At 68.3% G+C, this 21989-nt stretch carries 26 protein-coding genes; 10 read left to right on the top strand and 16 right to left on the bottom strand.

From position 1 onward, the window contains the following. Positions 1-9 precede the first annotated feature (9 nt). Complete coding sequence (locus ACE3QC_RS10320) at positions 10-477, top strand: cupin domain-containing protein (RefSeq protein WP_374407867.1); 468 nt, start codon at positions 10-12, stop codon at positions 475-477. Here the strand turns inward: ACE3QC_RS10320 and ACE3QC_RS10315 are convergent. Beyond that, the gene (locus ACE3QC_RS10315) at positions 474-1346 is read right to left on the bottom strand and encodes a S1/P1 nuclease (protein ID WP_374407865.1); all 873 of its coding nucleotides are present in this window, start codon (positions 1344-1346) and stop codon (positions 474-476) included. The two genes, ACE3QC_RS10320 and ACE3QC_RS10315, sit on opposite strands and share 4 nt — an antisense overlap. Beyond that, the gene (locus tag ACE3QC_RS10310) at positions 1343-2008 is read right to left on the bottom strand and encodes a glutathione S-transferase family protein (RefSeq protein ID WP_374407863.1); all 666 of its coding nucleotides are present in this window, start codon (positions 2006-2008) and stop codon (positions 1343-1345) included. The genes ACE3QC_RS10315 and ACE3QC_RS10310 overlap by 4 nt, the downstream gene beginning before the upstream one ends. Before the next feature lie 102 nt (positions 2009-2110). Between ACE3QC_RS10310 and ACE3QC_RS10305 the strand changes: the two genes are divergently transcribed. Next, positions 2111-2527, top strand: a complete 417-nt coding sequence (locus ACE3QC_RS10305) for a VOC family protein (RefSeq protein ID WP_374407861.1) — start codon at positions 2111-2113, stop codon at positions 2525-2527. Positions 2528-2531: 4 nt separating this feature from the next. Here the strand turns inward: ACE3QC_RS10305 and yihA are convergent, their stop codons facing one another. The 6 genes from yihA to ACE3QC_RS10275 all read right to left on the bottom strand — a co-directional run bounded on the left by yihA (position 2532) and on the right by ACE3QC_RS10275 (position 6792). Beyond that, positions 2532-3167, bottom strand: coding sequence for a ribosome biogenesis GTP-binding protein YihA/YsxC (yihA, locus tag ACE3QC_RS10300; protein WP_374407859.1), 636 nt, complete (start codon positions 3165-3167; stop codon positions 2532-2534). Beyond that, positions 3167-4918 carry a membrane protein insertase YidC gene (gene yidC / locus ACE3QC_RS10295; RefSeq protein ID WP_374407857.1) on the bottom strand — a complete coding sequence of 584 codons (1752 nt, stop codon included), beginning with the start codon at positions 4916-4918 and terminating at the stop codon, positions 3167-3169. Before yidC ends, yihA begins: the two co-directional genes overlap by 1 nt. A gap of 45 nt (positions 4919-4963) precedes the next feature. After that, entirely contained in the window at positions 4964-5173 is a 210-nt protein-coding gene (gene yidD / locus ACE3QC_RS10290) for a membrane protein insertion efficiency factor YidD (protein WP_374407855.1), read from the bottom strand. Further along, a complete protein-coding gene (gene rnpA, locus ACE3QC_RS10285) occupies positions 5170-5538 on the bottom strand; it encodes a ribonuclease P protein component (protein WP_374407854.1) in 369 nt (122 codons plus the stop codon). The genes yidD and rnpA overlap by 4 nt, the downstream gene beginning before the upstream one ends. A 316-nt stretch (positions 5539-5854) precedes the next feature. Then, positions 5855-5989: a 50S ribosomal protein L34 gene (gene rpmH, locus ACE3QC_RS10280; RefSeq protein ID WP_036801591.1), complete on the bottom strand. Its 135-nt coding sequence runs from the start codon at positions 5987-5989 to the stop codon at positions 5855-5857. A 65-nt stretch (positions 5990-6054) separates the two neighbouring features. Next, on the bottom strand, positions 6055-6792 hold the full coding sequence (locus ACE3QC_RS10275) for an alpha/beta hydrolase (RefSeq protein WP_374407852.1): 738 nt from the start codon (positions 6790-6792) through the stop codon (positions 6055-6057). A gap of 137 nt (positions 6793-6929) precedes the next feature. On the opposite strand from ACE3QC_RS10275, the gene ACE3QC_RS10270 reads away from it, so the two are divergent. Continuing rightward, entirely contained in the window at positions 6930-8438 is a 1509-nt protein-coding gene (locus tag ACE3QC_RS10270; protein WP_374407850.1) for a YifB family Mg chelatase-like AAA ATPase, read from the top strand. Between the two features lie 16 nt (positions 8439-8454). On the opposite strand, the gene phbB is transcribed toward ACE3QC_RS10270, so the two are convergent. Continuing rightward, positions 8455-9177 carry an acetoacetyl-CoA reductase gene (gene phbB / locus ACE3QC_RS10265; protein ID WP_374407848.1) on the bottom strand — a complete coding sequence of 241 codons (723 nt, stop codon included), beginning with the start codon at positions 9175-9177 and terminating at the stop codon, positions 8455-8457. Positions 9178-9302: 125 nt separating this feature from the next. Next, positions 9303-10088, bottom strand: coding sequence for a hypothetical protein (locus tag ACE3QC_RS10260; protein WP_374407846.1), 786 nt, complete (start codon positions 10086-10088; stop codon positions 9303-9305). Positions 10089-10407: 319 nt separating this feature from the next. On the opposite strand from ACE3QC_RS10260, the gene ACE3QC_RS10255 reads away from it, so the two are divergent. The 4 genes from ACE3QC_RS10255 to holA are packed head-to-tail and all read left to right on the top strand — an operon-like array spanning position 10408 to position 14940. Beyond that, on the top strand, positions 10408-10854 hold the full coding sequence (locus ACE3QC_RS10255) for a DUF3576 domain-containing protein (RefSeq protein WP_374407844.1): 447 nt from the start codon (positions 10408-10410) through the stop codon (positions 10852-10854). Between the two features lie 44 nt (positions 10855-10898). Next, positions 10899-13430: a leucine--tRNA ligase gene (gene leuS, locus ACE3QC_RS10250; RefSeq protein ID WP_374407842.1), complete on the top strand. Its 2532-nt coding sequence runs from the start codon at positions 10899-10901 to the stop codon at positions 13428-13430. Next, on the top strand, positions 13430-13918 hold the full coding sequence (lptE, locus tag ACE3QC_RS10245; RefSeq protein ID WP_374407840.1) for an LPS assembly lipoprotein LptE: 489 nt from the start codon (positions 13430-13432) through the stop codon (positions 13916-13918). The genes leuS and lptE overlap by 1 nt, the downstream gene beginning before the upstream one ends. Continuing rightward, complete coding sequence (gene holA, locus ACE3QC_RS10240; protein ID WP_374407838.1) at positions 13915-14940, top strand: DNA polymerase III subunit delta; 1026 nt, start codon at positions 13915-13917, stop codon at positions 14938-14940. The genes lptE and holA overlap by 4 nt, the downstream gene beginning before the upstream one ends. 8 nt (positions 14941-14948) lie before the next feature. Here the strand turns inward: holA and ACE3QC_RS10235 are convergent, their stop codons facing one another. Genes ACE3QC_RS10235 through ACE3QC_RS10225 form a run of 3 tightly spaced genes read right to left on the bottom strand, consistent with a single transcriptional unit; the run spans position 14949 to position 16813 of the window. Then, entirely contained in the window at positions 14949-15503 is a 555-nt protein-coding gene (locus ACE3QC_RS10235; RefSeq protein ID WP_374407837.1) for an LptA/OstA family protein, read from the bottom strand. Continuing rightward, complete coding sequence (locus ACE3QC_RS10230; RefSeq protein ID WP_374407835.1) at positions 15503-16168, bottom strand: LPS export ABC transporter periplasmic protein LptC; 666 nt, start codon at positions 16166-16168, stop codon at positions 15503-15505. Before ACE3QC_RS10230 ends, ACE3QC_RS10235 begins: the two co-directional genes overlap by 1 nt. A 27-nt stretch (positions 16169-16195) precedes the next feature. Next, on the bottom strand, positions 16196-16813 hold the full coding sequence (locus ACE3QC_RS10225) for a ribonuclease D (RefSeq protein WP_374407833.1): 618 nt from the start codon (positions 16811-16813) through the stop codon (positions 16196-16198). Between the two features lie 81 nt (positions 16814-16894). On the opposite strand from ACE3QC_RS10225, the gene ACE3QC_RS10220 reads away from it, so the two are divergent. Beyond that, positions 16895-17578 (top strand): uracil-DNA glycosylase, encoded by a 684-nt coding sequence (locus ACE3QC_RS10220; protein ID WP_374407831.1) that lies wholly within the window; start codon positions 16895-16897, stop codon positions 17576-17578. Here ACE3QC_RS10220 and ACE3QC_RS10215 read toward each other — a convergent pair. Next, positions 17575-17910, bottom strand: a complete 336-nt coding sequence (locus ACE3QC_RS10215; protein WP_374407829.1) for a hypothetical protein — start codon at positions 17908-17910, stop codon at positions 17575-17577. The two genes, ACE3QC_RS10220 and ACE3QC_RS10215, sit on opposite strands and share 4 nt — an antisense overlap. A gap of 151 nt (positions 17911-18061) precedes the next feature. Then, a complete protein-coding gene (locus ACE3QC_RS10210) occupies positions 18062-18811 on the bottom strand; it encodes an autoinducer binding domain-containing protein (RefSeq protein WP_374407827.1) in 750 nt (249 codons plus the stop codon). Between the two features lie 171 nt (positions 18812-18982). Here ACE3QC_RS10210 and ACE3QC_RS10205 point away from each other — a divergent pair, with 171 nt between their 5' ends. Continuing rightward, on the top strand, positions 18983-19810 hold the full coding sequence (locus ACE3QC_RS10205; protein ID WP_374407825.1) for a phosphatase PAP2 family protein: 828 nt from the start codon (positions 18983-18985) through the stop codon (positions 19808-19810). Positions 19811-19815: 5 nt separating this feature from the next. Further along, entirely contained in the window at positions 19816-20544 is a 729-nt protein-coding gene (locus ACE3QC_RS10200) for a class I SAM-dependent methyltransferase (protein ID WP_374407823.1), read from the top strand. 8 nt (positions 20545-20552) lie between these two features. Here ACE3QC_RS10200 and ACE3QC_RS10195 read toward each other — a convergent pair whose 3' ends face one another. Next, complete coding sequence (locus tag ACE3QC_RS10195) at positions 20553-21989, bottom strand: glutamate synthase subunit beta (protein WP_374407821.1); 1437 nt, start codon at positions 21987-21989, stop codon at positions 20553-20555.

Below are 21989 nucleotides of genomic sequence, written 5' to 3'. Positions count from 1 at the left end.
AGCCACGCAATGCCCAAGCTCGACATAGACGCGATCCCGCAGACCAACGCGACCGGCTATCCCGCGCCTCACGACCGCGAGGTGGCAGGCCGCTGGTATCGCCGCCTCGCGCCGCCCTCAGGCCTCACCCGGATGGGCGCGAGCCATGTCGTGCTGAAGCCCGGCGCATGGTCATCGCAGCGCCACTGGCACGCCGAGGAGGACGAACTGCTGGTGATGGTGTCGGGCGAAGCGGTGCTGGTGGAGGACGGGGGCGAAACCGCGATCCGCCCCGGCGATGTCCTCGCCTGGCCCGCCGGCGTGCGCGACGGTCACAACCTGCAGAACCGCAGCGAAAGCGATTGCGCGTTTGTCGTGGTAAGCGCGGGCGACCGCGACGCGGACTACGGCGAATATCCCGATATCGACATGAAGTTCGGGCCCGAAGGCTACGCACACAAGGACGGCACGCCCTATCCGGCGAAGCGTCGACCCTAAGGCAGTTCTTCCATCGCCCCGGGCACGAAGGCGGCGTCGAGCAGATCAGCCATGCGCAGCCCCGCCTGCGTGATCCGGCGTTCGACCACCGGCACGGCGGCGACGATGTCCTCCTGCGTCAGCGCGGCGTGGTCGGGCAATTCGCCTTCGAGCGGCGAGCGGTCGAAGGCGTTAGGATAGACGAAATCGCGCGCGAGCTGCCAGCTCTCGCGCCCCCAGTCGGCCGGGCCGCCACCGGCGAGTTCGCCGCGCTCGGCGGCGGAATAGCGGCGCACCAGCGGGGGATTCGCAGAAGTGATCGCGCGTTCGGCCAGCGCAGTGTCCCAGATCGAATGGAGGTTCAGCCCCGGCACGATGCCGTAGGCGGTCTCGACGTCGTTGCCGCCGCGATCGTCGTGGTCGCCCGAATGGAGCGGCATGTGGATGTCGCCGGTGAAGTGGATCATGAACGCCAACGCCTCCAGCCGCACGTTCGCGGGCAGGCTCTCGTCCGACAGGATGCGGAAGTTGCGCTCGATCTGCGCCGAGACGCAATTGCCGCCCGAGCAGTTCTTCTTCGCGTCGTAGTCCTCGCCCACCGGCTCGGTCTGATAGTGCCAGGCGAACGTGTAGCTCCAGCGCCAGTATTCGCCGCGCAGGCAGTCGGGCCAGGTCGCCGCGTCGGCCAGTTCGCCGATCGCGCATTTCGGCGTGCCGAGTTCGTCGGCGTGCGCGATCAGGCGGCGGATCGCGGTGCGGGTTTCGGGCCGGACGTTGGCCATCGCGATATCGGCGGTGGTGCGGTGGCCGAAATAGCCCCACGCGCTGGCAGCGTTCGGCGCAAGGGCAACGCCGATCAGCGCGAAAACTGCAATCAGGCGAGCGATCATGCGGTGGGGGCGGTTTCGTATTGCTCGATTACCCACTGTTCGCTGTCCGCGCCCGCGATCCACGCCTGCATCCATTCGTGCTCCCACACCGCCTCCATGTAGGCGCGGGCGAAACCGGGCACGCCGATGCCGTAGCTGACGAAGCGGCTGACGACCGGTGCGTAGAACACGTCCGCCGCGCCGAAGGTGCCGAACAGGAACGGCCCGCCCTTGCCGAAGCGCGCCCGGGCTTCCGCCCACAGCTGGAGCACGCGCACGATGTCCGCCTTCGCATCGTCGCTGAGCTGGACGCCTTCGAACCGCTTGCGCACGTTCATCGGGCATTCCTTGCGCATCGCCATGTACGAGCTGTGCATTTCGGCGACCATCGACAGCGCCATGCCGCGCGCGGTGTCGTCCTTGGGCCAGAAGCGGTCGCGCCCGACCTTGTCGGCGAGGTAGTCGAGGATCGCCAGGCTGTCCCAGATCACCGTCTCGCCGTCCCACAGCACCGGCACTTTGCCCGACGGCATGATCTCGCCCGATTCGCGCTTGAGCGCGGCCCAATCGTCGCCGCCGATGTTGACCGTCAGCTCCTCGAACGAGAGGCCCGACTGCTTGGCCGCGAGCCACGCGCGCAGCGACCAGCTCGAATAGTTCTTGTTGCCGATGATCAGCTTCATGCGCTCGCCCACCTTGCTTGCCGCGCGGCCCTACGGCGTCGGCGCGGGCAAGTCGAGGCGGAACCGCTTGTTCGCGCGCGCGGTTCGGCTACCATCCGGGGCATGAGCCTGCGCCCGTTCCATCTCGCCTTTCCCGTCGACGATCTCACCGCCGCGCGCGCCTTCTACGGCGGGGTGATGGGCTGCCCCGAGGGGCGCAGCTCGCAGCACTGGGTCGATTTCGACTTCTTCGGGCACCAGATCGTCGCTCACCTCGCGCCCGGTGCCGGCGATGTCATCGCTAATCCGGTGGACAGCCACGACGTGCCGGTGCCGCATTTCGGCGTGGTGCTGGCAATGGACGACTGGCAGGCGCTCGCCGACCGGCTGGCCGCCGCGGGCACCGAATTCGTCATCGCTCCGACGATCCGCTTCAAGGGCGAGGTGGGCGAACAGGCGACGATGTTCTTCCGCGACCCCGCCGGCAACGCGCTGGAGTTCAAGGCGTTCGAGAACCTCGACCTGATGTTCGCGAACTAGCGCGTCAGACGCGCGCGTCCTCCAGCACCGCGGCGCGCAGCTCGGCGATGCCCATGCCTTTTTCCGAGCTGGTGACGTGCAGCGTCGGGAACGCAGCCGGGTGCTTGCGCGCCTCGGCCGCGACCGCATCGGTCGTCTTCGCCAGTTCGCTCGCCTTGATCTTGTCGGCCTTGGTGAGCACGATGCGATAGCCGACCGCGGTCTCGTCGAGCATCGTCATCATCTCGCGGTCGACATCTTTCAACCCGTGCCGCGAATCGACCAGCACCAGCGTACGCTGGAGCACTTGCCGCCCCTTCAGGTAGGTGCGCACGAGCTGCTTCCAGTGCTCGACCACCTTCACCGGCGCCTTGGCGAAGCCGTAGCCCGGCATGTCGACCAGCCGGAACAGCGTCGGCTCGCCGACCTCGAAGAAGTTCAGTTCCTGCGTGCGACCCGGCGTCACCGAGGTGCGCGCGATCGCCCGCCGGCCGGTCAGCGCGTTGAGCAGCGAGCTCTTGCCCACGTTGCTGCGCCCGGCGAAGGCGATCTCGGGCACCGTCGGTTCGGGCAGGAACTTCAGTTCCGGCGCGGAAAGCAGGAATTCGACCCGGCCGGAAAACAGCCGGGCCGCGCGCTCCTCCGCCTCTTCCCCTGACATTACGCTTCGGCCTTTGCGTCGCGGTCGGCCTTGTCCTTCACCGCCTGCGCCTTGAGCTGCGGGTTCTTCGAATAGAGATAGCTCTGCTGCGCCAGCGTCAGCAGGTTGTTGGTGATCCAGTACAGCAGCAGCCCGGCCGCGAACGGCGCCATCACGAACATCAGCACCCACGGCATGATCGAGAATATCTGCCGCTGCATCGGGTCCATCGAGGTCGGGTTGAGGCGGAACGTCAGCCACATCGTCACGCCGAGCAGCACCGCGAGCGGGCCGATCGCGATCAACGCGGGCACTTCGAACGGCAGCAGGCCGAACAGGTTGAGGATATGCGCCGGATCGGGCGCGGACAAATCCTCGATCCACAGCACGAACGGCTTGTGGCGCATCTCGATCGACAGCATCAGCACCTTGTAGAGGCCGAAGAAGATCGGGATCTGCAGCAGCATGGGAAGGCACCCGGCGAGCGGATTGACACCTTCGTCCTTGTACAGCTTCATGATCTCCTGCTGCTGCTTCTGCTTGTCGTCCTTGTGGCGATCTTGGATCGCCTTCATCTTGGGCTGCAGCGCCTTCATCCCGGCCATCGAGGCGAACTGCTTCTGCGCGATCGGGAACATCAGCAGGCGAACGATCAGCGTGAGCAGGATGATCGCGACGCCGAAGTTGCCGGCGAGATCGTAGAGATGCTTGAGCAGCCACAGGATCGGCCGTTCGATCACGCCGAACCAGCCCCAGTCGATCGCGTTGCCGAAGCCCGGAATACCCGCGTCCTCGTAGGCGTTCAGCACCTCGTTGTCCTTCGCGCCGACGAACAGCTGCGTCGTGCGGCTGACCTGGCGCCCCGGCGCGACGCTGACCGGCTGATAGACGAGCGAAGCGCGATAGCGTTCGCCGCCCAGCGCGCGGAATTCCGCGTCGGCGGCGCTGCCGCCTTGCGGAGCGAGCGCGGACAGCCAGTAGATGTCGGTGAAGCCGATCCACCCGGCCCGCCCGTCGGGCGTCAGCGGGCCGTCCTCGTCCAGCTCGTCGTAGTCGATCCCGAACTGGACCCCGTCACCGAAGAAGCCGATCGGGCCCGAATGCAGCGTCCACGTGCTCGCGCTGGCGGTGCGGCTGGTGCGGTTGAGCAATGCGAACGGGCGCACCACGATCGCGCCATCTCCGGTGTTCGCCACCGTCTGCTCGGCGGTGAGCATAAACTGATCGTCCACCGACAGCACGATGGTGAAGAGCTGCCCTTCGCCGTTGTTCCAGCGCATGGTCACGGGATTGTCGGGCGCAAGCGGGCCGCCCTCCACCTGCCATACGGTGTCCGGCCCCGGCGCGGCGATGCCTTCGCCCACCCAGCCGAACTGCGCGAAGTGCTGCGCCGGCGTGCCCTGCGGCGAGAACAGCCGGACCGGGCCGCTGTCGTCCTTCACCGATTCCCGCTGGCCCTTCAGCGTCACATCATCGACGCGCGCGCCGACCGGATTGACCGAGCCCGCGATCTGCGGCGCGTCGATCGCGACCCGCGTCGGCGCGGCGAGCGAAGTGGCGAGGTCCGCGCGCTCCTGCGCGATCTCGCCCGGATCGGTCAGTCCGCCCTCGCGCGTGTGCTTGGCTTCGACCTGTTCGGCGGGGGTGTCGACCTTGCCTTCGACCGCGGTGCTGGCGGTCTGCGGATAGAGCCAGCCCATCCCCGCATCCCAGCCGAGAATCAGCAAGCCGCTCAGCAGGACGGCGAGCAGGAGGTTACGCTGGTTTGGCAAGGCTTCGATCCCGTGTCGTGACGCAATAAGTGTGTTATATAGGCACTACGGCACCGGATCATAGCCGTGCCCGCCCCATGGGTGGCAGCGCATTATACGCTTCACCGCCATCCATCCACCCTTGATTGCCCCATGCCTGCCCAGCGCCTCGATCGCGTATTGCGAGCACGACGGTGCGTAGCGGCAGCTGGGCGGCAGCAGGCGCGAGGGGCCGAGCTGCCAGCCGCGGGCGATGAGGATGAGAAGGCGCTTCACTTGCGCGGCCGGCGCCGTCCGCGTGGCGGATCGCCCTTGCCCGCGGCGGCGCGGCGCAGCGCCTCGGCAAGTTCGTCCGCCATCCGCGCGAAATCGCGCTCGACCCCACCGTCGCGGCCGATCAGCACGTGGTCGGTATCGGGCAGCCCGGCTTCGGGCAAGGCAGCGCGCAGCAGTTCGCGAAAGCGGCGCTTCATCCGGTTGCGCACGACGGCGTTGCCGATCTTCTTGGTTACGGTGATGCCGAATCGCTTGCCGCGCCCGCCATTGGGATGCGCGAGCAGCACGAACCCCGGCCGCGCGACGCGCAGCCCGCGATTCGCCGCGAGGAAATCGGCACGCTTGCGGATCGTTTCGACGGTCATCGGAAGGGGAGATAAGCGCAAACGCGGCTGGTGGTAAGCGTCGTTTGTTTTCCGCAGGCGCATCCGCGCCTGCGTCCTCGGCGCTAATCCCTCCGCTTCGCTACGGGGCGCCTGCGGGCGGCCGGTCGGCCTAGCGGTCCGCTAGACGCGGACCGGTCTAGCGAGATACGGCGATGGCTTGGAAAGGTCCGGTTGGCGGTTAGCCGACCACAAGCGCGAACGCGCGCCCGGAGGAGCGCAGCGACGGAGGATAGCCAAGCGGCCCGGATGGGCCGCGCCGGCGCTTGAGGCTAAACAAACAGAACGTGAGCGAAGCTCACGCGCAGAGCTTCTTGCGGCCGCGGTTGCGGCGAGCGCGAAGAACCTTGCGGCCGCCCGGGGTGGCCTTGCGCGCGAAGAAGCCGTGGCGGCGGGCGCGAACCAGGTTGCTGGGCTGAAAAGTGCGCTTCATGATAACCTCTGATGCAAAACAAAAAGGGCCGCCCCCGAAGGGCGACCTCCTGTATGGACGCGCGGTTAAGGTAGAGCGCGCGCCAAGTCAAGATAGGCGATGCGCGGCTCGAGGCGCGGCCCGACGTTCTCCGCCTCGCCCGCAACCCACTTCCGCATCTCTCCCGCATCGAGCCATTTGGCGTCCGCGAAGCGGACCGAGTTGGTCATCGCGTAGAACGCGCGCGCCGCCCCGTCGTCCATCCCCATTTCGCGGTAATAGGCGAGATAGGGCGCATGGATCGGCGCGTCGGCGGCGAAGTCGCCCGCCTCGCGCCCGTCCTCGTCGATCCACGCATGGACCGCGAACTCGGCCCCGTCGTCGATCCGGCGGCTGGCGCCTGCGAGGAACAGTTCGACCGCCCCCGAACGGACCGAGCCGCCCGCGGGGACGTGCGTCGCGACCCCCGCCGCGCGAATCATCCGCCCGACCGCGAGATTTGCGCGATCGTCCTCGGTGCCCGGGCATTCCACCATCTCCAGCGTCGCGAGCGCCGGATAGTCGCGCAGCATCGCGGCGAAATGCGCCGGGCTCGCCGTATCGGTCACGTCGACCAGCGCGGCGCGCTGCCCGTCGAGCACGCGGAACGGGCCGTAGCTGGCGATCGCCTGCCGCTCGGCCGCCCCCTGCGCCGCGACGAAGCGGGACGAACCTGCCTCGACCCATTCCTCCACCGTCACCGTCACCGTCACCATCTCGCGCGCGTGCAGCGGTGCCGATACCGTGGCGGCCAGTGCGGCGAGAGCGAGAAGGAACCTGCGCATCGCCGCATTGTGGCCCCGCGCCCGTTGCCCGAATGCGAAGCACTATGCTTGCGATCGGGTTACCGGCCTTCCTGTCCGGCCTCGACAGGAGCATGCATTGCCGCCACAAACGCGCGGGGGAACAGGGGGAAATCGGTTTGGTCGCACTGGTGAGGACGGTCGCCTACCTCGGGCTGGAAGCGCGCGCGGTGGAGGTCCAGTGCTCGGTCGCGCCGGGGCTGCCCAAGTTCAACATCGTCGGGCTGGCGGACAAGGCGGTGGGCGAGAGCAAGGAACGGGTGCGCGCCGCGCTCTCCTCCATGGGCCTCGCGCTGCCGCCCAAGCGCATCACGATCAATCTCTCGCCGGCCGACCTGCCCAAGGAAGGCTCGCACTACGATCTGCCGATCGCGCTCGCGCTGCTCGCGGTGATGGGCGTGACCGACGCCGAACAGCTCGCCGATTTCGTGGCGGTGGGCGAACTCGCGCTCGACGGACGCGTGGTGCCGTCGCCCGGCGTGCTGCTCGCCGCGCTCCACGCCAGCGAGCAGGAGGCGGGGCTGGTGTGCCCGGCCGCGCAAGGATCGGAAGCGCGCTGGGCGAGCGAGGTGCCGGTGGTCGCCGCGCCCGATCTCGTCAGCCTGCTCAACCACCTGAAAGGCACGCAGCAGCTCGCCGCACCGTCGCCCGGCGAGGTCGAGGCGGCGGCGCACGGCCCGGATCTGAAGCAGGTGAAGGGACAGGAAACCGCCAAGCGCGCGCTGGAGATCGCCGCGGCCGGCGCGCACAACCTGCTGATGGTCGGCCCGCCGGGCGCGGGCAAGAGCCTGCTCGCTTCGTGCCTGCCCGGCATCCTGCCTGCGCTGAGCAGCGGCGAAGCGCTCGAGGTTTCAATGGTTCAGTCGGTCGCGGGCACGCTGGAGGGCGGACGGATCAGCCGCGCGCGACCCTTTCGCGCGCCGCACCATTCGGCGAGCATGGCGGCGCTGACAGGCGGCGGATTGAAGGTCAAACCTGGCGAGGTCAGCCTCGCGCATATGGGCGTGCTGTTCCTCGACGAACTGCCCGAATTCCAGCGCGCGGTGCTCGATTCGCTGCGCCAGCCCTTGGAGACCGGCAAGGTCGACGTCGCGCGGGCCAATGCCCACGTCAGCTATCCCGCGCGGGTGCAACTCGTCGCGGCGATGAACCCGTGCCGCTGCGGACATCTGGGCGATCCGGCGCTCGCATGCAGCCGCGCGCCGCGCTGCGCCGCCGATTACCAGAGCAAAGTTTCGGGCCCGATGCTCGACCGTATCGACCTGCATGTCGAGGTCGATCCGGTCAGCGCCGCCGACCTCGCGCTGCCGCCCCCCGCCGAAGGTTCGGCCGAAGTCGCCGCACGCGTCGCCCGCGCCCGCGCGATCCAGACCGCGCGTGCTGCGGAAACCGGCGCACGCACCAATGCCGAACTGGACGGCGACGCGCTGGAACGCTTCGCCGGGCCCGACGAACCGGGCCGCAAGCTGCTGATGCAGGCGGCCGAAGCGATGCGCCTCTCCGCGCGCGGCTACACCCGCATGCTGCGCGTCGCGCGCACGATCGCGGACCTGGCGGGCGCGGATACGGTGGGCCGCATACACGTCGCCGAGGCGCTCAGCTACCGCCGGCAGCCGCCGAGAGCGTAACCGGCAGCCCCGAACGTCAATACATGTGCTGTCCGCCGTTGATGCTCATCGTCGAGCCGGTGACGAACCCCCCCTCCTCGCTGGTGAGGAAGGCCACGCCGCGCGCGATCTCGTCCGCCTGGCCCAGCCTGCCGACCGGAATCTTGGCGACGATCTTCTCCAGCACCGGCTCGGGCACGGCTGCGACCATGTCGGTGTCGATATAACCGGGCGCGATCGCGTTGACCGTCACCCCGGTACGCGCGCCTTCCTGCGCCAGCGCCTTGGTGAAGCCGTGGATGCCGCTCTTCGCCGCCGCGTAGTTGACCTGGCCGTATTGGCCCGCCTGCCCGTTGATCGAACCGATGTTGACGATCCGGCCCCAGCCGCGTTCGCGCATGCCGGGAAAGCACGCCTTGGCCATGTTGAAGCAGCCGCCGAGATTGATTCGCATCACCTCGTTCCAGTCGTCGAAACTCATCTTGTGCAGCGTACCGTCGCGCGTGATGCCCGCGTTGTTGACCACGATGTCGACCGGACCGACCTCCTCAGTCACCTGCGCGCAGCCGTCGAGGCAGGCCTGGTGGTCGCCCACGTCCCACTTGTAGACTGCAATTTCGTGCTTGTCGGCGAACCGCTTCGCCTTCTCGTCGTTACCGCCGTAGTTCGCGACGACGGTGCGGCCCTGCGCCTTCAATGCGAGGCTGATCGCCTCGCCGATGCCGCGGGTTCCGCCGGTGACGATTGCAACACGTGCCATAGAATCTCTCCCGATTGCCTGCTTATCGTTATGCAACGGCAGCTTATGCCGAACGTGCCGCGATACAACGAAAAACCCCGCCGATGGCGGGGTTCTGCAGACGAATTCAGGAGAGACGCGAGCGTTTAGAAGCGGAACTGGGTGCCGACGTAGACCGCCTGGCTGTCCTCTTCCATGTCGGTGAGCGGAGCGATGCGGTCGCGTTCCTGCGACAGGCGCACACCGGCGGTAACGTCGAGATTGCGGGTGACGCGATAGGCACCGCCGAGATCGACCGATTGCTCTCCGAGCCCTTCGAGCGTGCGCGGCGAGCTGCCGGGCGCGCGATCGTGTTCCAGTGCGATGCGCGGCTGGAAGCGGCTGGGCTTTTCGCGGACGCCCTCGGCCGGCTTGTAGCTGGCGAGATCGGGCACGTTCAGATCGCGCACGCCCTCCGGCAGCGTCGGCGCGGACTTGGCGAAACTCTGGAAGCCGCGTGCGACCCCGAGGTTGTAGCGGGTCGCGGCGATCGCACCGGCGCCCTGGCCCGGCTCGCCACCCGTCGCGGCGAGTGCGGAGCGGAACGAAATGGCGCGCGCGGTATCGCCGTCGACACGAACCGCGACGGTCACCGTGCGGTCGAGTTCCTTGGCCGAACCGGCGGGCGTGAAACGCAGCGCCTGCCCGCGTGCCGCGATCCGTTCGGCAACGCGCTGCGCGAGCGCGGGATCGACCGATGCGGGCGTGAACGGCGCGAACTGGGCGAGGGATGCGGCCGGAAGCTCGCCATCGAGCCCGGCGAGCGCGAGACTGGCGGAAGGAACGGCGAGGGCAAGGCACGCAGCCGAAAACAGCACGGGCGCAAACCCGCCCTTGCCGACCTTGGCAGAGCCAGACCTTCCACGGCCAGACCTGTCGTGCGAACGCGCCATTGAGCCCTTTTTCCGCTCCTGCTTCCCCGCTCAAACCAGAACTGGCCTAAACTGTTCCTGACCGCGACGACTCGCCGATCGAACAGGTAAAAAGCTAGAATCAAATCAGGCCCCTGGCCAGCTTTTCCACAAGCCGGATTCCGAGATTCGGAGGCGAGTGTTGCACCATGCACACAGCCGGTCGCCCGATTAAGGCCCCATTCAAGCGCTCCCGCGCCAATCCGGCGCCCGGCGCGGGCAATTCCACGCTGTGCTTGCCGCCCGCGCCGCGCGGGCTATAGAGGCGGGCGAGCTTATAGACAGGACACGATCGGACCACATGAACGCCAACCGCCTTGCATCGACCGTTTCCCGCGGACTTCTCGTGACGCTGGCGCTGGCCGGCCTCGCGGCCTGTGGCGGGCGCGAGCGCCCGACGGCGGATCTCGCCGCGAGCCAGGTCACCACGATCGGCGTCAATTCCTACCTCTGGCGCGCCGCGCTGGAGACGGTGAGCTTCGCGCCGCTGCTTCAGGCCGACAGCGCGGGCGGCGTGATCGTGACCGACTGGTACGCCAACCCGCAAAACCCGGGCGAGCGCGTCAAGCTGACCGTCTCGATCCTCGACCAGGATCTGCGCGCCGACGCCGTGCGCGTCGCCGCCAGCCGTCAGGTGAACCAGGGCGGCGGCTGGGTCGATGCGCCGGTACAGGCCGCGACGGTCCAGCAGCTCGAAGGCATCATTCTGACCAAGGCGCGCGATTTGCGCCGCCAGGCCGTCTCCTGACGACGCCGGTTTCCTAACCCCATCGCTTTGCCTATCGGGGGCGAATGACTGATTCCCGTTTCGATGCTCGGTTCGACCCCGGGCAGGCCGATGGCCGCTGGCAGCGTGCATGGGACGAAGCCCGCTGCTTCGAGGCCGACAGCGCGTCGGCCAAGCCCAAGAGCTACGTGCTCGAGATGTTCCCCTATCCCAGCGGGCGCATCCACATCGGCCACGTGCGCAACTACACGATGGGCGACGTGCTCGCGCGCTACAAGCGGATGACCGGGCACGAGGTGCTGCACCCGATGGGGTGGGACGCGTTCGGCATGCCGGCCGAGAACGCGGCGATGGAAAAGGGCGTCCACCCGGGCGGCTGGACCCGCGAAAACATCGCCAACATGAAGGCGCAGCTGAAGCGCATCGGCTTCGCGCTCGACTGGAGCCGCGAGCTGGCGACCTGCGAGCCCGACTATTACGGACACGAACAGGCGCTGTTCCTCGACCTTTACGAAGCGGGGCTCGTCTATCGCCGGCAGGCGGAGGTCAACTGGGACCCGGTCGACATGACCGTCCTCGCCAACGAACAGGTGATCGACGGCAAGGGCTGGCGCTCGGGCGCGGAAGTCGAGAAGCGCAAGCTCAACCAGTGGTTTCTCAAGATCACGCAGTTTGCCGAAGACCTGCTGGCGGGTCTGGGCGAGCTCGACGGCTGGCCCGACAAGGTGCGGCTGATGCAGGAAAACTGGATCGGCAAGTCGCAGGGGCTGGAGTTTTCGTTCGGGCTGTCGAACGGCGACACGCTGCCCGTCTACACCACGCGGCCCGACACGATTTTCGGGGCGAGTTTCGTGGCGGTCGCGCCCGATCATCCGGTGGCGCAGGCCGTCGCGGCGCAAAACTGCGATGCGGCGAAGTTCATCGAGCGGTGCAAGCGCGGCGGCACCACCGCGGCCGAGCTGGAAACGGCGGAAAAGCTCGGCTTCGACACCGGGATCGGGGCGCAGCATCCGTTCACCGGGGAGCACCTGCCGGTCTACATCGCGAACTTTGTGCTGATGGACTACGGCACCGGCGCGATCATGGCGGTGCCAGGCCACGACCAGCGTGATTTCGAATTCGCGACCAAATATGCGCTGCCGATCCCTCGCGTCGTGGCGTCGAGCGCGGAAGAGGCTGGCAAGCCGTTCAATGGCGAGGCCGAGGCGGGCGAGGGCGTGCTGGTCAATTCGGAGTTTCTCGACGGAATGGAAGTCGAGGCCGCCAAGCGCGAGGTCATCGCGCGCGCCGAGAGCGGCGGCTGGGGCAAGGGTCAGACCGTCTGGCGCCTGCGCGACTGGGGCGTTTCGCGCCAGCGCTACTGGGGTACGCCAATCCCGTTCATCCACTGCGAGACATGTGGCGTGGTTCCGGTGCCAAAGAACCAGCTTCCGGTGGTGCTGCCCGAGGATGTCGATTTCCAGACGCCGGGCAACCCGCTGGTGCGCCATCCGACCTGGAAGCACGTCGATTGCCCGACCTGCGGCGGCAAGGCGGAGCGCGAGACCGACACGCTCGATACGTTCGTCGATTCCAGCTGGTACTTCCTGCGCTTCGCCAGCCAGCCTGCCGACAGGCCGTTCGACCGCGAGGAAGTGGCGAAGTGGCTGCCGGTCGAGCAGTACATCGGCGGGATCGAGCACGCGATCCTGCACCTTCTCTACGCCCGCTTCTGGACCCGCGCCTTGCAGCACATCGGCCAGCTCGATTTCGCCGAGCCGTTCGCGAGCCTGTTCACGCAGGGGATGGTGACGCACGAGACCTACAGCCGCTCGCAAGGCGGCAAGACGGTCTATTACGCGCCCGACGAGATCAGCCGCGAGGCCAGCCGCGCTCTGCTTTCCGCCGATGGCGGCGAGGTCGAGATCGGCCGCGTCATCAAGATGTCGAAGTCGAAGAAGAACACCGTCGACCCCGACACGATCGTCGCTAAGTACGGCGCGGACGCGGTGCGCTGGTTCATGCTGTCCGACAGCCCGCCCGAGCGCGACCTGCCGTGGTCCGAAGCCGGGATCGAGGGCTGCTGGCGCTTCGTCCAGCGGCTGTGGCGGCTGTTCGGGCAATACGATGCGGCTGCAAGCGGCGAGGACAAGGCGCTGCTGCGCAAGACGCATCAGACGATCGCCGCGGTCGCCGAGGACATCGAGGCGCTGGGCTTCAACAAGGCGGTCGCGCGGCTCTACGAGCTGACCGGCGCGGTCGAGAAGGCGCAAGCATCGGCCACCCGCAACGAAGCGATCCGCACGATTCTGCTGCTCGCCAGCCCGATGATGCCGCATCTCGCCGAAGAAGGCTGGGCGGCGATGGGTGGAGAGGGCCTGATCGCCAACGCGCCGTGGCCCGAAGTCGACCCGGCGCTGCTGGTCGAGGACGAGGTGACGATCGCCGTGCAGCACATGGGCAAGCTGCGCGACACGCTGACCGCGCTCAAGGGCGCGTCGAAGGACGATCTCGAGGCGCTTGCCCTCGCGAGCGAGAAGGTCCAGCGGTCGATCGACGGGGCAGAAATCCGCAAGGTCATTGTCGTGCCCGACAGATTGGTGAATATCGTCACGTGATGCGCGCGCTCCTCGCCTCCGCCATGCTGCTCATGCTCGCCGCCTGCGGCCTCCAGCCGATGTACGCCGGCGGCGGCAGCGGCGAAGTCGCGCGCGGGCTCGCCGCGATCGAGGTCCCGGCGATCGAAGGGCGCGCCGGGTGGCTGGTGCGCAATGCACTCACCGATCGGCTCGGCGCGGCGGGCGAGGCGAACCCGCGCTACCGGCTCGACGTGCGGCTCGACGACCGGCTCGAAGGGCTCGGCGTGCTGAGCGACGACACCATCGGCCGCGAGCGCCGCATGCTGCGCGCGCGCTATCAGCTGGTCGACACCGCAAGCGACGAGATCCTGCTCGACGCCACTGCGGGCGCGGACGCGGGCATCGACGTCGTGTCCAGCGAATACGCGGTGATCGCCGCCGAGCAGACCGCGCTCGAAAACCTCTCGGAAGAAGTCGCCGACCGGATCGTCACGCAGCTCGCGCTCACGCTGCGCCAGCAGCGGTGAAGGCGACCCAGCGCGATTTCGCCGGTGCCGCGAAGCGCGCGGCGGCGCAGTGCCGCGTGTTCTTCTTCTGCGGGCCGGACGAGGCGGGAGCGGCCGCGGCGGCCAGCCGAATCGTCGAACTGCTCGACGATCCCGGCGAACGCGTGGAAATGTCGGGCGCGATGCTGCGGCGCGATCCGGTGCTGCTGGGGGACGAGGCGCGTTCGGGTTCGCTGTTCGGCGATGCGCGCCACATCTACGTGCGCGCGAACGGCGACGAGGTGCTCGACGCGGTCGGCAACCTGCTCGTGGGCAGCGGCGACGCCTGCCCGGTGCTGATCGTCGCGACCTCCGCCACCGACAAGTCGCGCACCGCCAAGCTGCTGGAAAAGCGCGACGACGCGCTGGTGGCGATGTTCTGGCCGCCCGATCTCGCCTCGGTCACCGCCAGCGTGCGCACGATGGCCGACGCGGCGGGCCTGCGCCTCAACGGCGATATCGCCGAGCGGATCGCGCGCGCCGCCGGGCTCGACGTGCGGCTCGCGCAATCCGAAGTCGACAAGCTCGCGCTCTACCTCGACGCTTCGCCCGCCGCGCCGCGCAATGCCGGGGCCGAAGCGCTCGAGGCGATCGGCGCCGCGACCGAGGAAGACGGGTTCATGCCGCTGGTCAACGCGGTGCTCGCCGGGGACACGCGCCGCATTCCCGCCGAGCTGCACCGGCTGCGCGAGTTGTCGCTCAACCCCGTCGGCGTGCTGCTGGCGATGGAGCGGCGCGCCGCGCAACTGGCGCAGCTTTCGGCGAGGCTCGGCGCGCGGCGGCTTGGCGACCTCGACCGCGGCGCCAAGGCGCGGCTCGGCATATTCTGGAAGGACGAGCGCGACATCGCCGCGCAGATGCGCCACTGGCGCGGGCGCGAGCTGGATCGGCTGGTAGCGAAGCTCGTCGCGCTGCACCGCGCGCTGCTCGCCAACAGCCAGGCGGCCGAATTGCTGCTGTCGCAGGGCCTCGCCGAAATCGCCCGCCGCGCCGCGCGGCGGTAAGGCCAGCCTCAGTCCTCCGGGACCTGAAAGGTGCCCGAGACGCGGCCGCTCGAACTGCCGGTCGTCTCGCCCGTTACCGAGGAAGAGCCCGCGGCGCTGCCGTCGACGCTGGAGATTCCGGTCCGCAAATCGATCACCAGCCGCCCGCCGTTTAGCGTATCGCTGCCACGGCGCAGGCGCACATTGCCCGCCATGGTGATGACCCGGCGGCCGAAATCGTAGACCGCCACATCGCCGGTCGCCGATTCGTTGGCGCGCGTCACCTGCACCCCGCCGGTCGCCGTGATCCGCTGGATCGAAAGCGATCCCGCGTCGGAATAGTTCACCAGCGTTCGCGCCGCGCGCACGCGCAGGTCGGCCTGGGTAATGTCGACGTTGCCCGACAGCACCACGCGGTTCTGCCGGTCCTGCAGTTCGATCCGGTCGGCGGCGTAGTTCACCGGCGCGTTGGAATTGTGCCCGGCGATCGCCTGCGCGTTGAGCTGCATCCCGGCGAACACCGCCATCGTGCCGACGAAGCCGGCGAGCGCCCAGCGCGGTGCGGTGGCAATATGCTTCGTCATCAGGGCATCCTCAACTTGCCGGGAACCATGCGCATGCGGGCGTTGCCGTCAAGCGTGACCGTGCGGGCTTCGAGATCGGCCATCAGCCGGTCGGCGGAAAAGGTGCCGGCGGGGATCTCGCCTTCGACACCGCCGCGGCCGATCATCTGCTTGGCCGCAAGATCGATCGAGACGCCGCGCGCGACCATGCGATAACCGTCCGCCGCGGTCAGCCGGACAGGCCCGCCTACCGAAACGACCTCCTCGTCGATGTCGTAGGCGCCTGCCTGCGCGATAAGCCGCGCGGGGCCTTCGGGCATCGCCAGACGGGCGACGAGATCGTCCAGCCGCACGATGCCTTCCGCACTCGATCGCTGCACCGCCTCGCCCGCGGTGAGCGAGAACGGGCGGCCCTTGTTGTCCTGCCCGCGGTACATCGCATTGTCGACGCGCAGCCGCTCGTTGATCACCGCGACCTTGTTGCGATCGAGCAGGAAGCTGATCTCGCCGCGCGGGCTGAGCGGCGTGATGATCATCAGCGCGGCGACCACGCCCACCCCCATCGGCAGCGCCTTGGCGAGGAAGCCCACCAGCCGGTCGTGCGACCCGCCGGGCGCGGCGAAATGCTGGCGCTTGCTGCGCAACTGGGCCGCTTCCTGCGTTTCTATGCGCCTGTGGGTCACCATATCGTCGCGCCTGTCGCCCGCGCCTGCTTACGCGTGGCTGAAGATGTCGTGCTCGGCCCATCCGGCAAGGTCGAGCCGTGCGCGGGTGGGAAGGAAATCGAAGCAGGCCTGCGCGATCGCCGTGCGCCCTTCGCGTTCGAGGCGACCGACGAAGACTTCGTGCAGCCGGTGGAGGAAGCGCACGTCGGACGCGGCGTAGTCGCGCTGCGCCTCGCTGATCTCGGGCGCGCCCCAGTCGGAGCTTTGCTGCTGCTTGGAGATCGTCGCGCCCAGCAGTTCCTCGACGAGATTCTTGAGCCCGTGGCGGTCGGTGTAGGTGCGCGTCAACTTGCTCGCGATCTTGGTGCAGAACACCGGCGCGGCGGTGACGCCGAGGTAATGCTCGACCGCGGCGAGGTCGAAGCGCGCGAAGTGATAGAGCTTCAGCCGTGCCGGATCGGCCAGCACCGCCTTGAGATTGGGCGCATCGAAGTTGCTGTCCACGCCGAAGCGCACCAGATGCTCGTCGCCCTGTCCGTCGCTGATCTGGACGAGGCACAGCCGGTCGCGCGGCGTGACGAGGCCCATGGTCTCGGTATCGACCGCGACCGGGCCATCGGCCAGCACGCCTGCGGGAAGGTCTTCTTCGTGGAAATGGACAGCCATAGGCTTCGGGCCTTAGGCCGATTGGGGATGGAGGGAAAGGGCCGCTGGCGATAGCGCCGATCGGCCCCTATCGTCGCGGCGATGAGCGACGTGATCCCCGAAAGCTGGCGCCCCGCGCTCGATCCGGTTCTGGTCACGCCCGAAGCGCGTCGGCTGGGCGGCTGGCTGCGTGCGGAGGAGGATGCCGGGCGGACCATCTACCCGCTGCGCGGATGCCGCCTGCGCGCACTCGAACTCACCCCGCTCGACGCCGTCAAGGTCGTGATCCTGGGACAGGACCCCTATCACGGGCCGGGTCAGGCGATGGGCCTGTGCTTCGCGGTCCCGGAAGGGGAGCGGGTGCCGCCCAGCCTCGTGAACATCTACAAGGAGATGGAGAGCGACCTCGGCCTGCCCCGGCCCGATCACGGCGACCTGTCGAAATGGGCGCGGCAAGGCGTGCTGCTGCTCAACAATTCGCTGACCGTGGAGGCGGGGCGCGCGGGCAGCCATGCGGGCCGTGGATGGGAAGCGATCACCGACGCCTGCGTCGCGGCGGTCGCGGCGCGCCCGGAGCCGAGCGTGTTCATCCTCTGGGGCAGCCATGCGCAGGGCAAGGCGGCGCGCATCCCCGAACTGGCGCAGGCCGACCGCCATCTCGTGCTGCGTTCGCCCCATCCCAGCCCGTTGTCGGCGCATCGCGGTTTCTTCGGTTCGCGGCCGTTCAGCCGGGCCAACGCCTTTCTCGAGGCCGAGCGGCGCGGGGCGATCGACTGGCGGCTCTAGCCGAGCACCATCGCGAGTTTTGTATAGCCTTCCTCGGTGAGAGCCACCGAACCCTCGAGATCGCCGGCTTGCTCGGCATCGGGATCGACCAGATCGGCGTGCCGGAGATCTTCCACGACCCGCCAAGTGGCGTCGTCGGAAAGCTGCAATTGGGTCGCCAATTGCCCCAGCGCGGTATCCTCCCCGCGATCGCGCGCGGCGGCCAGCACCAGCAGCGCATCCCACGCGGGTTCGCCGAACAGCGCACCGCCCAGCACCTGATCGCGCATCCGGCGCAGCTTGAAGGCCCACTCGGCGCAGGCGACGCGCGTAGGAAGGTTCTCGACAGGCACCTGCGGCGTTGTTCCGCGCGCGGTTCGCGTCGGTCGATCTTCGGACATGGTTTGTGTGCGACCCGTAAGGGCTTTTGATTATCTTGCTGGTGAGCCTAGCGACCGCGGCGCCGCGGCACATGTCCCCCAACTGGGGGGCAAGAAACCGGTTTCATCGCGACTCTTTCGGATAGTCGCCCGAGACGATCAGCCCGAGTGCGAGCCCGCGAAGCGAAGCGCTGATCCGGTCCGACACGCCGAGCTTGGCGAACAAGCGCTGGACGTAACTGTCGACCGAGGAGCGCGAGATTTCCAGGATATCCGCGATCACCGCGTTGCTCTTGCCCTCGCCGATCCAGCGCAGCACCTCCATCTCGCGCGGGGAAAGCGCGGGAGGATTTTCGATGTAGGGCCGCGCGAACGCTGCGTAGCGCTGGAACACGACGCGGGCGCAGACTTCGACCTTGAGCCGGTTCTCCGACGTGAACCGATCGGGCGAACGCGCACGGCCGATGCCGAAGAAAGCATGACGGGCGAACGGCCCGAAGCAGGGCACGGCATAACCTTCGGCCATCCCGAAGGCGGCGAGGCCGTCGAGGTATTCGCTCTGTTCTCCGGTGAGCATCTGGCGGTCGACATCCTCGCGCCAGTTGAAGGCGGACTGGCGGTTGAGCGCGATCAGCGGCAGCGGGTCGATGCGCTGGAACCGCTCGCGGTAGAGCGCTTCCCATGCCGGATCGAACCCGAGGTTGGTCAGCACGCGGCCGACCGACGGGTCCGCGGCGACGGGGGCGAGGACATAGACCGCCTCGAAGCCGATCTCGTGCAACGCGGCGAGCATCGCCGAACGCAAGGCGTAGATGTCCGCCGCGCGGCCGATCCGCTCGAGCAGTTTCCAGAATTCGAGATTCGATCCGGCCATAACCGCCGGCACTCCCGGACAAGTAGACCCGCTGCACATTTCTCGCAGGTGTCGCTTTTGTGCAAGGGGCTGCGCGGCAACTTGCGGCGAACCGAAACGGCGCGGTTGCGCGCAAGCCGCGATCGGGCGCAGGAACAGCGGTGCGCGCACATTGCGGGGGGAAACTGAACCATGATTCGCACACTATCGGGATGGGCATCGCTAACGGCGGCGCTGGCGCTCGCCGCCTGTGCGCCCGCGGCCACCACGGCGGAAACGGCGCCGGCGAATGCGAGCGCACCGGCTTACGCCGAGTTCGATCTCGGCCCGCCCTATATCGGCGGCCCGCTGCCCGGCGGGCAGGCGCTGGTCGGCGCGCCGCCGGCCGAAGGTTCGCCCGAGCTGGCGCGCGACCGGGTGGCAAGCGCGGCCGGGCTGGCGTTGCAAGGCAGCGCGCGGTGGAATCTCGCCGCGCGCGACGCGGACCTCTCGACCGGCGCGGTGCCGCGCACGTTCTCGTGCGCCGCCGGGTTGGCGATCTCCGACGCGCAGACCCCCGCGATCGCGCACCTGCTGCGCCGCGCGGCGGGCGATTTCGCGATGTCGACCTCCGGCGTGAAAGCGATCTATCAGCGCCCGCGCCCGTTCATGGGCAACGGCGCGCCGACGTGCGATCCCGATTCGGAAGAGGCGCTGCGCACCAACGGCTCCTACCCCTCGGGCCACAGCGCGATCGGCTACGGCACCGGGCTGGTCCTCGCCGCCGTGCTCCCCGACCGCGCCGCCGCATTGGTCACGCGCGGCCGCGAATTCGGCGAAAGCCGCCGCGTATGCAACGTCCACTGGCTGAGCGACATCGAAGCCGGCCGCACCGTCGCCGCCGCGACCTTCGCCCGCCTGCAATCGAACCCGGCCTTCCGCGAAGACCTCCGCGCCGCGCAGGCGGAGGCGGCACGGATGGCGGGGAACAGGAGCGCAGGCGGGTGCGATGTGGAGACCGGCGCACTGGCGACGTCATAATCCAAATGGCCGAGCGCTACGATACGATCGGCGTCAATTACGCCGAGCTGCGTAAGCCGGACGATCGCATTGCCACTGCGATCGAACAGGCGCTCGGCCCGGCCCGCACGATATTGAATGTCGGTGCCGGCACCGGCTCTTACGAACCGGCGAACCGCCAGGTGACGGCGGTGGAGCCGTCGACCGAGATGATCTGCAAGCGCGGGCCCTCGGCGGCGCCCGTGGTTCAGGCGCCGGCGGGCGATCTTCCGTTCGACGATAATTCCTTCGATGCCGCCATGGCCATCCTCACGGTCCACCACTGGCCGAACAAGGCGGCTGGTCTGCGAGAAATCCGCCGAGTGACTCGCGGGCGCATCGTGCTGCTCACGTTCGACCCATCGCACAGGCCCTGGCTGACGGATTATTTTCCGCAGCTGGCTATTCTGGACGAAGCGCAGATGCCTGCGATTTCCGACTTTGCGCGGTGGCTCGGCCCGATCCGCGTCGAGACGCTGCCTGTGCCGCACGATTGCAGCGACGGGTTCCTCTACGCATACTGGCGCCGGCCTCGGGCCTATCTCGACCCGCGCCTTCGCTCGGGCAGTTCGTCGTTCTGGGCACTCGACGGCATAGAAGCAGGGCTGCAAGCGCTTTCCGACGATCTGCGCACGGGCGAATGGGATCGCCGCTACGGCCATCTTCGAGATTTGCCCGTTTACGATGCGGGCTATCGGCTCGTTATCGCAGAGTAGCCAAGCCGCTACCGCGGCAGCTCGCTGACTCCCATCAGCGCCTCGTCCACCGCTCTTGCGGCCTGACGGCCTTCGCGGATGGCCCAGACGACGAGGCTCTGGCCGCGGCGCATGTCACCGCAGGTGAAGACGTTCGGTTCGTTCGTCGTGTAATCCTGCGTGTTGGCAGCGACATTGCCGCGCTGGTCCAGTGCAACGCCCGCGCGGTCGAGCAGGCCGCGGCGCTTAGGGCCGGTGAAGCCCATCGCGAGCAGGATCAGGTCCGCGCGCAGGGTGAATTCGCTGCCCGCGACCTCCTCCATCCGCCCGCCCTGCCATTCGACGCGCACGCATTCGAGGCCCGCGATCTCGCCGCCTTCGGCCACGACGCGCTTCGCCAGCACCGCCCAGTCGCGCTCCGCCCCTTCCTCGTGGCTGGAGGACGTGCGCAGCTTCAGCGGCCAGTTCGGCCAAGTCAGCGCCTTGTCCTCGCGCGCGGGCGGCTTGGGCATGATCTCCAGCTGGGTCACGCTCGCCGCGCCCTGCCGGTTGCTGGTGCCCACGCAGTCGCTGCCGGTGTCGCCGCCGCCGATCACGATCACGTGCTTGCCCGTGGCCGAGAGCGTGCCGCGCGGCGCGGCGCGCACTTCGTCGTCGCCAGCGTTGCGCTTGTTCTGCTGGGTGAGGAATTCCATCGCCAGCCGCACGCCGGGCAGCTCCGCGCCGGGAATGTCGAGCGCGCGCGCTTCCTCCGCCCCGCCCGCGAGCACGACCGCGTCGAAATTCTCGCGCAGCGCGGAAAAGCTCACCTCGACCCCGACCTCGCTGCTGGTGCGGAACTGGACGCCTTCGGCCTCCATCTGCACCGCGCGGCGGTTGATCAGGTGCTTTTCCATCTTGAAGTCGGGGATGCCGTAGCGCAGCAGCCCGCCGATCCGGTCGGACTTCTCGAACACCGTGACCGCATGGCCCGCGCGGGCGAGCTGCTGTGCGCAGGCGAGGCCCGCCGGGCCGCTGCCGATCACCGCGACCGAGCGGCCGGTGCGCGCGGCGGGCACCTGCGGCTTGATCCAGCCCTCGTTCCACCCACGGTCGACGATCGCGCATTCGATCGACTTGATCGTCACCGGGCTGTCGACGAGGTTCAGCGTGCACGCCGCCTCGCACGGGGCGGGGCAGACGCGGCCGGTGAACTCGGGGAAGTTGTTGGTCGAATGCAGCGTGTCGAGCGCGCGCTTCCAGTCCGCCTCGTAGACCAGGTGGTTCCAGTCGGGGATCAGGTTGTTCACTGGGCAGCCGGTGTGACAGTAGGGAATCCCGCAATTCATGCACCGCGCGGCCTGGTTGCGCAGTTTCTCCTGCGGCAGCGCGCGGGTGAATTCCTTGTAGTGGCCCAGCCGCTCGGCCGGATCGTCGTAAGTGCGATCCTCGCGCTCGAATTCGAGAAAGCCTGTTTCCTTACCCAT

It is taken from the genome of Pelagerythrobacter sp. (assembly GCF_041912895.1).
Taxonomy (GTDB): domain Bacteria; phylum Pseudomonadota; class Alphaproteobacteria; order Sphingomonadales; family Sphingomonadaceae; genus Pelagerythrobacter.
Note: the sequence above shows the minus strand (reverse complement) of the source record. Positions and strands in the feature narration are given on the sequence as shown.

Coding starts and splice junctions, on each gene's coding strand:
- rnpA (WP_374407854.1), bottom strand. CDS start 5,538: ATGACCGTCGAAACGATCCGCAAGCGTGCCGATTTCCTCGCGGCGAAT.
- lptE (WP_374407840.1), top strand. CDS start 13,430: ATGCGCGCGCTCCTCGCCTCCGCCATGCTGCTCATGCTCGCCGCCTGC.
- ACE3QC_RS10315 (WP_374407865.1), bottom strand. CDS start 1,346: ATGATCGCTCGCCTGATTGCAGTTTTCGCGCTGATCGGCGTTGCCCTT.
- yihA (WP_374407859.1), bottom strand. CDS start 3,167: ATGTCAGGGGAAGAGGCGGAGGAGCGCGCGGCCCGGCTGTTTTCCGGC.
- ACE3QC_RS10310 (WP_374407863.1), bottom strand. CDS start 2,008: ATGAAGCTGATCATCGGCAACAAGAACTATTCGAGCTGGTCGCTGCGC.
- ACE3QC_RS10220 (WP_374407831.1), top strand. CDS start 16,895: ATGAGCGACGTGATCCCCGAAAGCTGGCGCCCCGCGCTCGATCCGGTT.
- ACE3QC_RS10205 (WP_374407825.1), top strand. CDS start 18,983: ATGATTCGCACACTATCGGGATGGGCATCGCTAACGGCGGCGCTGGCG.
- ACE3QC_RS10230 (WP_374407835.1), bottom strand. CDS start 16,168: ATGGTGACCCACAGGCGCATAGAAACGCAGGAAGCGGCCCAGTTGCGC.
- ACE3QC_RS10320 (WP_374407867.1), top strand. CDS start 10: ATGCCCAAGCTCGACATAGACGCGATCCCGCAGACCAACGCGACCGGC.
- phbB (WP_374407848.1), bottom strand. CDS start 9,177: ATGGCACGTGTTGCAATCGTCACCGGCGGAACCCGCGGCATCGGCGAG.
- ACE3QC_RS10255 (WP_374407844.1), top strand. CDS start 10,408: ATGAACGCCAACCGCCTTGCATCGACCGTTTCCCGCGGACTTCTCGTG.
- ACE3QC_RS10235 (WP_374407837.1), bottom strand. CDS start 15,503: ATGACGAAGCATATTGCCACCGCACCGCGCTGGGCGCTCGCCGGCTTC.
- ACE3QC_RS10210 (WP_374407827.1), bottom strand. CDS start 18,811: ATGGCCGGATCGAATCTCGAATTCTGGAAACTGCTCGAGCGGATCGGC.
- ACE3QC_RS10275 (WP_374407852.1), bottom strand. CDS start 6,792: ATGCGCAGGTTCCTTCTCGCTCTCGCCGCACTGGCCGCCACGGTATCG.
- ACE3QC_RS10195 (WP_374407821.1), bottom strand. CDS start 21,989: ATGGGTAAGGAAACAGGCTTTCTCGAATTCGAGCGCGAGGATCGCACT.
- ACE3QC_RS10260 (WP_374407846.1), bottom strand. CDS start 10,088: ATGGCGCGTTCGCACGACAGGTCTGGCCGTGGAAGGTCTGGCTCTGCC.
- rpmH (WP_036801591.1), bottom strand. CDS start 5,989: ATGAAGCGCACTTTTCAGCCCAGCAACCTGGTTCGCGCCCGCCGCCAC.
- ACE3QC_RS10225 (WP_374407833.1), bottom strand. CDS start 16,813: ATGGCTGTCCATTTCCACGAAGAAGACCTTCCCGCAGGCGTGCTGGCC.
- ACE3QC_RS10200 (WP_374407823.1), top strand. CDS start 19,816: ATGGCCGAGCGCTACGATACGATCGGCGTCAATTACGCCGAGCTGCGT.
- leuS (WP_374407842.1), top strand. CDS start 10,899: ATGACTGATTCCCGTTTCGATGCTCGGTTCGACCCCGGGCAGGCCGAT.
- ACE3QC_RS10305 (WP_374407861.1), top strand. CDS start 2,111: ATGAGCCTGCGCCCGTTCCATCTCGCCTTTCCCGTCGACGATCTCACC.